12 protein-coding genes are annotated in these 12272 nt (G+C 73.2%); 11 read left to right on the top strand and 1 reads right to left on the bottom strand.

Annotated features, from left to right (window positions below; translation table 11 throughout):
- Window positions 1–90: 90 nt before the first annotated feature.
- The 5 genes from M5362_RS11695 to M5362_RS11675 all read left to right on the top strand — a co-directional run bounded on the left by M5362_RS11695 (window position 91) and on the right by M5362_RS11675 (window position 4102).
- Window positions 91–750: a hypothetical protein gene (locus tag M5362_RS11695; protein ID WP_260227384.1), complete on the top strand. Its 660-nt coding sequence runs from the start codon at window positions 91–93 to the stop codon at window positions 748–750.
- A 147-nt stretch (window positions 751–897) separates the two neighbouring features.
- Window positions 898–1569: a sigma-70 family RNA polymerase sigma factor gene (locus M5362_RS11690; protein WP_260227383.1), complete on the top strand. Its 672-nt coding sequence runs from the start codon at window positions 898–900 to the stop codon at window positions 1567–1569.
- A gap of 228 nt (window positions 1570–1797) precedes the next feature.
- Window positions 1798–2202: a GntR family transcriptional regulator gene (locus tag M5362_RS11685; RefSeq protein ID WP_260227382.1), complete on the top strand. Its 405-nt coding sequence runs from the start codon at window positions 1798–1800 to the stop codon at window positions 2200–2202.
- Window positions 2199–3095 (top strand): ABC transporter ATP-binding protein, encoded by an 897-nt coding sequence (locus tag M5362_RS11680; protein ID WP_260227381.1) that lies wholly within the window; start codon window positions 2199–2201, stop codon window positions 3093–3095. The genes M5362_RS11685 and M5362_RS11680 overlap by 4 nt, the downstream gene beginning before the upstream one ends.
- Entirely contained in the window at window positions 3092–4102 is a 1011-nt protein-coding gene (locus M5362_RS11675; RefSeq protein WP_260227380.1) for an ABC transporter permease subunit, read from the top strand. The genes M5362_RS11680 and M5362_RS11675 overlap by 4 nt, the downstream gene beginning before the upstream one ends.
- A gap of 99 nt (window positions 4103–4201) precedes the next feature.
- Here the strand turns inward: M5362_RS11675 and M5362_RS11670 are convergent, their stop codons facing one another.
- Window positions 4202–4897: a TetR/AcrR family transcriptional regulator gene (locus M5362_RS11670; RefSeq protein ID WP_260227379.1), complete on the bottom strand. Its 696-nt coding sequence runs from the start codon at window positions 4895–4897 to the stop codon at window positions 4202–4204.
- Window positions 4898–4996: 99 nt separating this feature from the next.
- Between M5362_RS11670 and M5362_RS11665 the strand changes: the two genes are divergently transcribed.
- The 6 genes from M5362_RS11665 to M5362_RS11640 all read left to right on the top strand — a co-directional run bounded on the left by M5362_RS11665 (window position 4997) and on the right by M5362_RS11640 (window position 12130).
- Window positions 4997–6631: an amidohydrolase gene (locus tag M5362_RS11665; protein ID WP_260227378.1), complete on the top strand. Its 1635-nt coding sequence runs from the start codon at window positions 4997–4999 to the stop codon at window positions 6629–6631.
- Window positions 6632–6791: 160 nt separating this feature from the next.
- Window positions 6792–8429, top strand: a complete 1638-nt coding sequence (locus M5362_RS11660) for an ABC transporter substrate-binding protein (protein WP_260227377.1) — start codon at window positions 6792–6794, stop codon at window positions 8427–8429.
- Window positions 8426–9379, top strand: coding sequence for an ABC transporter permease (locus M5362_RS11655; RefSeq protein ID WP_260227376.1), 954 nt, complete (start codon window positions 8426–8428; stop codon window positions 9377–9379). Before M5362_RS11660 ends, M5362_RS11655 begins: the two co-directional genes overlap by 4 nt.
- Entirely contained in the window at window positions 9376–10254 is an 879-nt protein-coding gene (locus M5362_RS11650) for an ABC transporter permease (RefSeq protein ID WP_260227375.1), read from the top strand. The genes M5362_RS11655 and M5362_RS11650 overlap by 4 nt, the downstream gene beginning before the upstream one ends.
- A 5-nt stretch (window positions 10255–10259) precedes the next feature.
- A complete protein-coding gene (locus M5362_RS11645; RefSeq protein ID WP_260227374.1) occupies window positions 10260–11267 on the top strand; it encodes an ABC transporter ATP-binding protein in 1008 nt (335 codons plus the stop codon).
- Between the two features lie 41 nt (window positions 11268–11308).
- Window positions 11309–12130 carry an ABC transporter ATP-binding protein gene (locus M5362_RS11640; protein WP_260227630.1) on the top strand — a complete coding sequence of 274 codons (822 nt, stop codon included), beginning with the start codon at window positions 11309–11311 and terminating at the stop codon, window positions 12128–12130.
- Window positions 12131–12272 lie beyond the last annotated feature (142 nt).

Here is a 12272-nt window from a genome sequence, read left to right as displayed (position 1 = left end):
TGCCACAACTTCCTTACTGAGTAAGGGCTTCGACAGATTTCGTACCTTCCGATGCCGACCGACGGGGGGAATGCAAGGATGACCCCCGCCATGATTCCGGACCGGTGGTGTCGAGGAGTACGGGCCGCGCTGTTCGCGGCCGTCTGCGTGCTGCTCACGGCCACCGGCCACGTCCTGATGTCGGGTGCCTCCGTGTCCTGGTGGGCGGCGGCCGTCGCGCTCGCGGCGACGGGCGGGGCCGCCTGGGGCCTCGCCGGCCGGGAACGCGGTCTGCCGTCCGTCACCGCGGCCACGGTGGCCGCCCAGGCGGTCCTGCACACCTTCTTCTCCCTCGCCCAGGCATCCGCGGCGCCCCGGCTGCCCGCCGGCACGGCGTTACCGGCCGTGCAGGCCGGCCGGACCGGCCACACAGGCCACGCCGCCATGGGTCACGACCACATGGCGCACACCCCCATGCCCGGGCACGACATGGGTGACATGTCGACGACCGGCATGTTCGCCGCCCACCTGCTGGCCGCGCTGCTCTGCGGCCTCTGGCTCGCCCATGGCGAGCGGGCCGCGTTCCGTGTCCTGCGCGCGCTCGCGAGCAGGCTCCTGGCCCCGTTCCGGCCGGCCGGCCGGCTGCCCGCGCCTCCGCACCGCCCCCGGGTCCGTGCCCGCCGCGAACCCCGGGCCCGGCGGCTCCGCCAGCTCCTCCTCGCCCACGTCCTCGTCTCCAGGGGTCCGCCACCGGCTGTCGCTGTCCTCTGACAGCCGGATTCCCGACCACCGCGTCGCGACGTCGTCGCGCACGGGTCGGGCATCGGCCGCGCGCCCATGCGTCCGGCCGTACGACTCACCGGCCGCCGCCCCTCGCGCGCGCCGCCGGACCCCATTCCTCCCGAAGGACCTGAGGCGATGACCCCTGCCCTGACCTCGCCGCGCCCGTCGCGGCACACCGCCGGCACCGACGAGGCCGTGACCCAGCTGGCGCTGGCCGCCCGGAGCGGCTGCCCGGAGGCCGTGGACCGTCTGGTGCGCGCCACCCAGCGTGACGTGTGGCGGTACGTCGCCTTCCTCAGCGCCGACCCGCAGGCGGCCGACGACCTGACCCAGGACACGTTCCTCCGCGCCTTGGGCGCCCTCCCCCGCTTCGAGGGCCGTTCCTCCGCGCGCACATGGCTCCTCGCGATCGCCCGCCGTACGGTGATCGACAGCATCCGGCACGCCGCCGCCCGGCCGAGACTCTCGGGCCGGGACGACTGGCAGACCGCGGCGGAACTGGCCCAGCCACGCGGCCTGCCGGGGTTCGAGGACGGCATCGCGCTCGCCGAACTCCTGGCGGCGATACCGCCCGAGCGCCGCGAGGCGTTCATCCTCACCCAGCTGCTCGGGCTGCCGTACGCCGACGCGGCCGCCTCGATCGGCTGTCCGGTCGGCACGGTCCGCTCCCGCGTCGCCCGCGCCCGCGGCACGCTGATCGCCCTGCTGCGGGAGGGACCCACGGCGCCGACCGAGTCCACCCCGGAGCCCGGCCACGAGCCGCGCACGGCCGTACGGGACGAGGAGGCGGCGACCCTGGTGGCCTGAGCCACGGACGCGAGCGAACCGCGAGCACCCCCGCCCGGGCGCTCCCGGCCCGCCGGGCCGCCCCCGTCTGTGCGCCTCGCACCCCCGAGGCCCACGGACGGGGGCGGCTTCGTCGCTTCCGGTCTTCTCCCGCTCGTCGTGGAGCCGTTGGGCGACCGCGGCCGGCGCCGCAGCGCGCCCTTGCCACAAGGCTGGCGTAGATGGCTATAGTGCTAGGCAACTAGATAAATGGAGGAACCGGTGATTGAGTTCCACCTGAACAGCCGGTCCGGGCTGCCCCCGTACCAGCAGTTGGTCCAGCAGGTGCGGCACGCCCTGCGCCTGGGCCTGCTGAACGAGGGCGACCGCCTGCCGACGGTCAAGGACGTGGCCAGGCAGATGGCCGTCAACCCGAACACGGTGCTCAAGGCGTACCGAGAGCTGGAGCACGACGGCCTGGTGGCCGCCCGCCCCGGCGTCGGTACCTTCGTGACCCGGACGCTGGCCGACGGCACGCTCGCCGCGCACGGACCGCTGCGCAAGGACCTGCAGCGCTGGCTGACCAAGGCCCGCCTGGCCGGACTCGACGACGAGAGCATCGAGGCGCTGTTCATGACCACGTTTCGCAACGCCGCCGGAGAGGACGTGGCGTGAGCGCCGTCTTGCGAGCCCAGGGTCTGGGCAAGAGGTACAAGCAGCGCTGGGCGCTGCAGAACTGCGACCTGGACATCCCCGCCGGCCGGGTGGTCGGCCTGGTCGGCCCCAACGGCGCAGGCAAGTCGACCTTGTTGAACCTGGCATCCGGCATGCTCACCCCCACAGCAGGCACCATCGAGGTGTGCGGCGGCCGCCCTGCCGAGGGCGTGGAACAGCTCGCCAAGGTCGGCTTCGTCGCCCAGGACACCCCGACCTACGCCGCGCTGAGCGTCGCCGACCACCTCCACCTCGGCCGGCGCCTCAACCCGAACTGGGACGACGGCCTGGCGCGCGGCCGGATCCGTCGCCTCGGTCTGGACCCGAAGCAGCGGGCCGGCAAGCTGTCAGGCGGCCAGCGCGCGCAGCTCGCTCTCACCCTGGGCGTCGCCAAGCGCCCGGAACTGCTCATCCTGGACGAGCCGGTCGCGGCCCTGGACCCGCTCGCCCGACGGGAGTTCATGCAGGACCTGCTGGAGGCCGTCGCCGAGCACGAGCTGAGCGTCGTGCTCTCCTCCCACCTGGTCTCCGACGTGGAGCGGTCCTGCGACTACCTCATCGTCCTGGTCGACTCCCGGGTGCAGGTGGCGGGCGACATCGACGACCTGGTCGCCTGCCACCACCGGCTCACCGGACCGCGCCGGGACCCGGACACGCTCCCGGCCGGCGTGCACGTCATCACCGCCAGCCACACCGACCGGCAGACCACCCTCCTGGTGCGCACCGACACTGCGGTCCACGATCCGTCCTGGACCGTCGGCCCGCTCGGCCTGGAGGACATCGTCCTTGCCTACATGACCCGGCCCGCCGATGCGGTACGTGACACCCGGCCCGCACTGGAGGTGCTCCGATGATCTGGCTGACCTGGCGTCAGTTCCGTACCCAGGCCGCCGTGATGCTGGCCGCAGTGGCTGCCCTCGCCGCCACCCTCGCGGGCACCGGCCCGCAGCTGGCGGACCTCTACCGAGCTGCCGGCAGCGGCCTGGTGGACCAGGTCTCCAGTTCGGACCAGACCTTGTACTACGCCGGACTGATGGCCGTACTCGCCGTGCCTGCGGTCATCGCGATGTTCTGGGGCGCTCCACTGATCTCCCGTGAACTGGAGACCGGCACCCACTACCTCGCATGGAACCAGGGCGTCACCCGCACGCGCTGGCTGGCGACCAAGCTGGGCCTCGGTGCGGCTGCCGCCATGGCCGCTGCCGGACTGACCAGTCTCGCCGTGAGCTGGTGGAGCAGCCCCATCGACCGGGCTGTCAACGGCGGGGGCTCGACGGACACGTACTTCCCGCGGCTCGACCCCGTGGCCTTCGCCGCACGGGGAGTCGCCCCCATGTCCCATGCCGCCTTCGCCTTCGTCCTGGGTGTGGCCCTCGGCCTCCTCATCCGCCGCACCCTGCCCGCGATGGCGACCACGTTCGCCCTCTACGCCGCAGTCCAGGTCGTCGTGCCGATGTGGGTCCGGCCCCACCTGGCCGCCACGGACCGGACCACCGTGCCGATCGAGCCCGGCGGCGCCCCCATCAGCGTCCAGGACGGCGCCGAGCAGATCATCGCGCACCTCGAAGAGGTGCCCGGTACCTGGGTCACCTCCCAACAGACGCTGAACGCCGCCGGTCAGCCGGCCGCCGTGCCGTCGTCCTTCGGCGACTGCCTGAGCACCGAGTCGGGCCCACCCACCCTGCAGCAGGTCGACGGCTGCATCGCCGACCTCGGCGCCCAGGGCTACAAGCAGCAGGTGACGTACCAGCCCGCCGGCAACTTCTGGGCCCTTCAATGGGCCGAGACGGCGCTCTACCTCGGTCTCGCCCTGGCCCTGGCCGGGCTCTGCGCCTGGTGGATCCGTCGCCGGCTGACGTGACGGACGCCGGTCCGCCAAGGGAGCAACCCGCGAGGGGCAGCCGTGTCTCGGCTGCCCCTCGCGGCGTCGCCGCGGCCGAAGAGCCGCGCGCTGCCTCGGCTACGGCAGCCGGGCCGCCGCCGCGTCCAGCATCAGCTCCAGGGCGAAGGGGTACCCGCTGTCGCGCATGTCGGCGGCGAGGAGCGGGAACGTCGCCGCGATGTTCGGGTGCGTGTCCGGCGGCAGCTTCCCGTACGAGGCGAGCCACACCGCCTCGTCCGCCTCGCGCGCCGCGTCCGGGAGCGCCAGCGCGGCGGCGTCCAGCGCCGCGAAGGCCAGGGCCTGGTCGACGAAGGCGTGGTAGAGCGGTACCGCCGTCGCGTCGGGGAAGCCGGCCCGGCGCAGGATGCCGAGGATCTTCTCCACCGCCGCCGTCTCGTGCGCGCGGCCGGTCGTGCGGTGCGCCGCGAGCAGCGCCACCTGCGGGTTCGCCAGATAGACCGCGTGGATCCGCAGCCCCATCTCGCGCAGGTCCGTGCGCCAGTCGCCCGTCGGCCGCCAGCCCTCCTGCGCGCGCCCGATGAACTCGTCGGCGAGGGCGAGCAGCAGGTCGTCGGTGTTGCGGAAGTACCGGTAGACCGAGCTGGGGTCGGCTCCGAGGGCGGCGCCGAGCCGCCGTACGGACAGGGCCTCCGCGCCGTGCCGGGCGACGAGCCGCAGGGCCGTCTCGATGATCAGCCGTTGCGAGAGGACGGCGCCCTGCTTGGTGGGCCTGCGGCGCCGCCGCTGCCCTTCGGGAACCACTCGCTCGGCCATGCCGGGACCTTACGACAACACCATTGACGTGTAAATGGCTCGCCCAGTTCCATGTGCGTTCACCAGGCAGTCCTCCTTCTCCCGTTCTGGAGCACCCCCATGACCAAGGCCGATCTGGTCTTCACCCATGGCCCCGTCCACACCGGCGATCCCGCACGCACCAGGGCGAGCAGCCTGGCCGTGACCGGCGAGCGGATCACCGCCGTCGGCCATGACGAGGTGCGCGAGCTCATCGGGCCGGACACCGAAGTCGTCGATCTGCGGGGGAAGGTGCTCCTCCCCGGCTTCCAGGACGCGCATGTCCACGCCGTCTTCGCCGGCGTGGAGCTGGCCGAGTGCGATCTGACCGGCACGGTCGGTGTCGCGGAGTATCTGACCCGGATCCGCGAGTTCGCCGACGCGCACCCGGAGCGTCCGTGGATCACCGGTGGCGGCTGGTCGATGGAGAGCTTCGAGGGCGGGCTGCCCACCCGGCAGCTGCTCGACTCGGTGGTGCCCGACCGGCCGGTGTACCTCGTCAACCGCGACCACCACGGCGCGTGGGCCAACACCCGCGCCCTCGAACTCGCCGGGCTCGACCGCGCGACCCCCGACCCCGCCGACGGCCGGATCGAGCGCGAGCCGGACGGCACCCCGAGCGGCACCCTTCAGGAGGGCGCCACCGGCCTGGTCTCCCGACTCGTCCCGCCGTCCACCGCCGCCGACCGGCTCGCCGGTCTGCTGCGCGCGCAGAAGCTGCTGCACTCCCTCGGCATCACGGGCTGGCAGGACGCCATGCTGGGCGTGTACGGCGGGCAGCCCGACCCCTCCGACGCCTATCTCGCGGCCGCCCGTGCGGGGACGCTCACCGCCCGGGTCAACGGGGCGCTGTGGTGGGACCGCGAGCGGGGGGCCGAGCAGATCGACGAACTCGTCACCCGGCGGAAGGAGCTGGCGTACGGGCGGTTCCGGGCCGGCTCGGTCAAGATCATGCAGGACGGTGTCGCCGAGAACTTCACCGCCGCGATGACCACTCCGTACCTCGACGGCTGCGGCTGCGCCACGGCCAACTCGGGTCTGAGCTTCGTCGATCCGGCCGCCCTGCGCTCGTACGTGACCCGGCTGGACGCCCTCGACTTCCAGGTGCACTTCCACGCGCTCGGCGACCGCGCGGTACGGGAGGCCCTGGACGCGGTCGAGGCCGCGGTCGAGGCCAACGGCCGGCGCGGCAACCGGCACCACCTCGCGCATCTGCAGGTGGTCCACCCCGACGACCTGGACCGGTTCGCCCGCCTGGGGGCCGTCGCCAACATCCAGCCCCTGTGGGCCGCGCACGAGCCGCAGATGGACGAGCTGACGATCCCCTTCCTCGGGCCCGAACGGGCCTCCTGGCAGTACCCGTTCGGATCCCTGCTGCGCGCCGGGGCCACCCTGGCGGCGGGCAGCGACTGGCCGGTCTCCAGCCCCGACCCCCTCGCGGGCCTCCATGTCGCGGTGAACCGGAAGGAGCCCGGCACGGCCGACGAGCGGGTCTTCCTTCCGGAGCAGCGCCTCGACCTGACCAGCGCCGTCGCCGCGTACACCGCCGGGTCCGCGCATGTGAACGGGCACGACGAGACCGGCACGCTGCTCCCGGGCATGCTGGCCGACCTGGTTGTCCTGGACCGCGACATCTTCACCGCGCCTCCGGAGGAGATCGCCGAGGCGCGCGTGCTGGGCACGTACGTCGGCGGCACACCGGTGCACACGAGCTGACGCCCTGTCACCCGCCGTCCGCCCTCCCCGTCCCCCTCCCGTCCCCTCTTCCGGCCGCCCGCCCCCACCGGCCCCACGACACCCCCACCACGTCAGCCGCCCGGCTGCCCCGCTCCACCTCCCCGCGCCCGTCACTACACCCGTAAAGGGGTGGGTCTCCTTGCGCAAGCCCAGAGTCACCGCACTGCTCGTCTGTACCGCCGTCGTCGCGGCCGCCACCGCCGGATGTTCCGGCGCGACCGGATCCGGATCCGGCGGTGGCGCCTCCGCCTACAGCGTCACCCCCACCACCCCGGCCGCGAAGGGAGCGATCCGCTCGCTCACCTGGTCGCTGTACGCCGAGCCCTACACGCTCGACTACGCGCTCGCCTACGACTACCCGCCCAACACCGTGCTGGCCAACGTGTGCGAGCAGCTGCTGCGGGTCACCCCCGACCTGAAGATCGAGCCCGGTCTCGCCGAGAAGTACAGCAATCCCGACCCGAAGACCTGGGTGTACACCCTGCGCTCCGGCGTGACGTTCCACGACGGCACGCCCATGACCGCCGACGACGTCGTGGCCTCCCTCGAGCGCCACATGGACCCGGCGACCGGCTCCCCCTGGGGATCGGCGTTCAGGAACGTCGCCTCGGTCACCAGGAGCGGTCCGCTGGAGGTGACGGTCCGGCTCAGCAAGCCCGACGTCCTGCTCAACGAGCTGATGGCGGCCTCACCCGGCACCGTCGAGAGCGCGGCCTTCCTGGCGAAGGCCGGCAAGGAGTACGGCGGCCCCAAGGGACAGGTGAACTGCACCGGCCCGTACGCCCTGGACTCCTGGGCCCAGGGCGAGAGCGTCACGCTCAAGAAGTACCCGGCGTACTGGGACACGTCCCTGGCCCCGAAGAACGACACGGTGACGTTCACCTTCGTCGAGGACCCGGCCGCCCGCACCAACGCCTTCCTGTCCGGTACGGCCGACGGCGGCTACCTGGTGCCCGCCACCTCGCTGGCGCAGCTGCGGGCCACCACGAAGGGGAAGCTGTACTTCGGGCCCAACACGGCCGCCGCGGACCTCTCCGTACTCGACTTCGACGGCACGCTCGGCGACCTGAAGGTCCGGCAGGCGCTCTCCATGGCCCTCGACCGGAAGAACATCGTCAGGGCCGCCGCCGGCGGGATCGGCGTCCCGGCGAAGGCGCCCACCGCCCGCGGCGCGTGGGCGCTCGTACCCGAGAGGACCGACGCGTACTTCGACGCCCTGCCCGAGCCCGTCTTCGACGTGGCCGCCGCGAAGAAGCTGGTCGAGGAGGCCGGCGCCACCGGGCGCCGGGTCACCCTGGCGACGAGCACCCTCGCGCCCGAGATCAGCGTCGTGGCCAATGCCGTGCAGGCGGCGGGACGGCAGATCGGGCTCGACGTGCGGCTGAAGGCCGTCGCCCCGGAGGCGTACAGCAGCCTGTTCGTCGACCCGGAGGCGCGCAAGGGGCTGGACCTGGTCATCACCAACGGGTACGACAGCACCCCCGATCCGCTGGAGTTCTACCAGTACCTGAGCACGGGCCACACCGGGAACTACGGCAACTGGTCGAACCGTGAGTACGACGCCGCATTCGAGAAGGCGAACGCCGAGCCCGACGCGGCCCGCCGGGCGGATCTGACGGCCGAGCTCCAGAAGATCGCCGTGCGCGAGCTCCCGGTCATCCCGCTGTACGAAGCGCCCTACTCGGTCTTCCTGGGCGACCGGGTGACCGGTGCTCCCACCGGGATCGCGCAGCTGTACTACCCGTGGGCGGCGACGGTCGGGGCGGCGCGGTCATGACGCGCTATCTGGCGGGCCGGCTCGTCGGCCTCGTGACCGTGCTGTTCGTCACCTCGGTCGTGGTCTTCGCCGCCGTGCACCTCGCCCCCGGCGACCCGGTGTCCTTCCTGCTCCACGGCCGCCCCGCGACCCCGGAGACGGTCGAGGCGCTGCGCGCCCAGTACCACCTGGACGATCCGCTGCCGGTCCAGTACGCGAAGTGGCTGGGCGGGGTCCTGCACGGCGACTTCGGCCGCTCGGCGCAGTTCCACCAGGAGGTCGGCGCACTCATCGGCTCGCGTCTGCCTGGCACGGCCGTGCTCGTCGGGTACGCGGCGCTGCTCGTCTCGCTCCTCGGCGTGTCCGCGGGTGTCGTCGCGGCGCTGCGGCCCGGAACGGTGGACCGGACCGTGCTGATCGGCACCGGTGTGGCGACGGCGACCCCGTCGTTCGTCAGCGCCATCGCGCTCGTCTCGCTCTTCTCCGTCCAACTGGGCTGGTTCCCCGGGCCCGGTGGCACTCCGGACGGCTTCGCCGACCGGGTGTACCACCTGACACTGCCGGCGTTCGCGCTGGCGATCACCTTCGCCGGGATGCTGGCCCGGGTCACCCGGTCGGCGATGCTCGACGAGCTGGGGCGTGAGCACGTCGAGGTGGCGCGCGCCCGCGGGGTCGCGGGCGGCGCCGTGGTCCGCCGGCACGTGCTCCGCAACGCCCTCGGCCCGATCGTCACCGTCGGCGGCACGATGCTCGCCGGGCTGCTGATCAGTACGTCCATCGTCGAGACCGCCTTCAACGTGTCCGGCATCGGCTCGCTGCTGGTGCAGTCGGTGACGGCCAAGGACTTCGCCGTCGTCCAGGCGATCACCCTGCTCGGCGTGACGGCGTTCGTCGTCGTCAACCTCCTGGTCGACCTGCTCGTTCCGCTCGTCGACCCCCGGCTGTCCCTCCACGGGGAGGCGTCCCGATGACCACCACCCTCTCCCCCGCGTCCGGTGCGCTGCGCCGCCGTCCCGGTCTGCGCGGGCTGCGCGTCCTCGGGCAGGGCCCGCTCTTCACGGCCTCCGTCGTCGTCCTGGCCGCGCTCGTCCTGGTCGCCGTGCTCGCGCCCGTCCTCGCGCCGTACGACCCCGAGGCGCTCGACCTGTCGGCGAGTCTGGTGGGCACGAGCGGCGACCATCTCCTCGGCACCGACCAGTCGGGCCGGGACATCCTGTCGCGGCTGCTGCACGGCGCGCGGACGGGGCTCCTGGGACCGCTGCTCGTGGTGGGCGTCTCCACGCTCCTCGGCACGCTGCTCGGGCTGGTCGCCGCCTGGCGCGGCGGCTGGGCGGACACGGTGCTGTCCCGGTCCATGGATCTGGCGTTCGCCATTCCGGGGCTGCTCTTCGCGATCCTTCTCGTGGCCGTCCTCGGCTCGGGCATGACCGCGCCCGTGATCGCCATGGCGGTGGCGTACACGCCGTACGTGGGGCGGCTCGTGCGCGGCATCGCCCGCCAGGAGAAGACCCGTGCGTACATCGAGTCATACCGCGTGCAGGGCTGGTCGGGCTGGACGATCTGTCTGCGTCATCTGCTGCCGAACATCGCCCCGACGGTGTTCGCGCAGTCCGCGATGAACTTCGGGTACGCCCTGATGGACCTCGCCGCCCTGTCGTTCCTCGGGTTCGGCGTGCAGCCGCCCACGGCCGACTGGGGCGCCATGATCAACGACGGTCAGGCGGCCCTCCAGCAGGGGGCGATGCTGCCCGCGATGGCGCCGTCGGTCTGCGTCGTCCTGGCCGTGGTGGCGTTCGGCATCGTCGGCGAGGGGCTCGCCGACCGGATCGCGAAGCGGGAGCGATGAGCACGATGAACACCTTGAGTTCCCTCGGCACCCCGAAGACGCACCGGACTCCCGTGCTGGAGATCGACGGGCTCGGGGTCCGACTGCCGCAGGGGCGGGCGGCCCGGCCCATCCTCGACGGCGTCACGCTCCGGGTCGCGGCCGGAGAGACCGTCGGTCTGGTCGGCGAGTCCGGTTCGGGCAAGTCGGTCGCGTGCCGGAGCGTGCTCGGCCTGCTGCCGACAGGGGCGCGGACGACCGGTGAGGTACGGGTCGGGGGCCGCGACGTCCTGACGATGGACCGGGCGGAGCTGACCCGGTTGCGCGCCCGGCGGGTCGCGATGATCTACCAGGATCCCCGCGCCTCGGTGAACCCCCTGCGCCGGGTCGGGGACTTCCTCACCGAAGGACTCCGCGCCTCCGGCACCCCCGCGGCGAAGGCGCTCGCACGGGCGGAGGAACTCCTCGACGCCGTCGGCATCCGCGATCCGAAAGGCGCGCTGCGCCGCCATCCGCACCAGTTCTCCGGCGGGATGCTCCAGCGGGTGGTGATCGCGGCGGCGCTGGCCGGCGAGCCGGAGCTGCTGGTCGCCGACGAGCCGACGACGGCGCTCGACGTCACCACGCAGGCCGAGATCATCGCGATCCTCACCCGGCTGCAGGCCGAGCGCGGCACGGGCCTGCTCTTCGTCACCCACGATCTGGAGCTGGCGTCGGCGATCTGCGACCGGGTGTACGTGATGTACGCGGGCCGCATCGTGGAAACGGCGGGCACCGACGCCCTGTTCGACCGGCCGCGCCACCCGTACACGGCGGGGCTGCTCGCCTGCACCCCCCGGATCGAGGCCGGTGCCTCCGCTCCGCGGCCCGTTCCCGGGCGGCCCGTCTCCCTCGCCGAGGCCCCGCCGGGGTGCGCCTTCGCGGCGCGCTGCGTCCACGCGCAGCCGCGATGCGAGGAGGAGACGCCCGTACTGGCGGGCCACGGCGGCGGCCTGGCCGCCTGCCACCGAGCAGACGAAGGGATCGCACTGTGAGCGGAACCAGGAACGAGACCCGGAGCGGTGCCGCGACCGGGATGCCGGGCGCGCTCGTGGTCGAGGGTCTGCGCAAGCGGTACGGGGACCACACGGCGGTGGACGACGTGTCGTTCACCCTCGCGCCGGGCGCCTCGCTCGGCATCGTCGGCGAGTCCGGCAGCGGCAAGACGACGACCGTGCGCATGCTGGTCGGTCTGGAGCGGCCCGACGGCGGGACGGTCCGGATCGGGGGACGGGACCGTTCGGCGCCGGCCCGTGGCCGGGCGGAGCGGCTGGCGCGCGCCCGCGAGATCCAGATGGTCTTCCAGGATCCGTATCTCTCGCTCGATCCGCGCGTGCCGGTGGGCCGGTGCGTCGAGGAGGTGCTGCGTCTGCACTTCCCCACGGGGGCGCGGGCCAGGCAGGCCCGTGTCGCCGAACTCCTCGACCAGGTCGGGCTCGGCGAGCGGGAGGCGGCGGCCCTGCCCGGGGCGTTGTCCGGCGGTCAGCGCCAGCGGGTGGCGATCGCCCGCGCGCTGGCGGCCGAGCCGCGTGTGCTGGTCCTGGACGAGGCGGTGGCGGCCCTGGACGTGTCGATCCAGGCGCAGGTTCTCGAACTCCTGGGCAGGATCCGGCGCGAGGTGGGCATCGGCTTCCTCTTCGTCACGCACGACCTGGCCGTGGTCCGGCACATCACGGACGAGGTGATGGTCCTCAGGGAGGGCCGCGTGGTGGAGATGGGGGCCACGTCGGCGCTCCTGGACGCGCCGGCCCACCCGTACACCCGGCTGCTGCTCGACTCCGTCCCCCGCCGCGGCTGGAACCCGGCCGCCCTGGCGTCGGCGGGCCGCGGCCGCCCGGCCGGGACGGCTGACGGCTGACGGCTGACGGCTGACGGCTGACGGCGGGGAACTCCGGCGACCGGCTCCGCGACCAACTCCCCGGGACATCGCCGAGGTTCGGCGGCGCAGGTGAGAACGTGGGAGGCGGAGAGCATGGTGGGGATCGATCGCCGGAGTGCGC

The organism is Streptomyces sp. Je 1-79 (assembly GCF_025195125.1).
GTDB lineage: Bacteria > Actinomycetota > Actinomycetes > Streptomycetales > Streptomycetaceae > Streptomyces.
The sequence above is the reverse complement of the archived record's forward strand: the minus strand, read 5'-3'. Positions and strand labels throughout refer to the sequence as shown.

Excerpts from the sequence above, each read along its gene's own strand:
- M5362_RS11690 (WP_260227383.1), top strand. The coding sequence starts at position 898 with ATGACCCCTGCCCTGACCTCGCCGCGCCCGTCGCGGCACACCGCCGGC.
- M5362_RS11650 (WP_260227375.1), top strand. The coding sequence starts at position 9,376 with ATGACCACCACCCTCTCCCCCGCGTCCGGTGCGCTGCGCCGCCGTCCC.
- M5362_RS11685 (WP_260227382.1), top strand. The coding sequence starts at position 1,798 with ATGGAGGAACCGGTGATTGAGTTCCACCTGAACAGCCGGTCCGGGCTG.
- M5362_RS11655 (WP_260227376.1), top strand. The coding sequence starts at position 8,426 with ATGACGCGCTATCTGGCGGGCCGGCTCGTCGGCCTCGTGACCGTGCTG.
- M5362_RS11640 (WP_260227630.1), top strand. The coding sequence starts at position 11,309 with ATGCCGGGCGCGCTCGTGGTCGAGGGTCTGCGCAAGCGGTACGGGGAC.
- M5362_RS11665 (WP_260227378.1), top strand. The coding sequence starts at position 4,997 with ATGACCAAGGCCGATCTGGTCTTCACCCATGGCCCCGTCCACACCGGC.
- M5362_RS11645 (WP_260227374.1), top strand. The coding sequence starts at position 10,260 with ATGAACACCTTGAGTTCCCTCGGCACCCCGAAGACGCACCGGACTCCC.
- M5362_RS11675 (WP_260227380.1), top strand. The coding sequence starts at position 3,092 with ATGATCTGGCTGACCTGGCGTCAGTTCCGTACCCAGGCCGCCGTGATG.
- M5362_RS11670 (WP_260227379.1), bottom strand. The coding sequence starts at position 4,897 with ATGGCCGAGCGAGTGGTTCCCGAAGGGCAGCGGCGGCGCCGCAGGCCC.
- M5362_RS11695 (WP_260227384.1), top strand. The coding sequence starts at position 91 with ATGATTCCGGACCGGTGGTGTCGAGGAGTACGGGCCGCGCTGTTCGCG.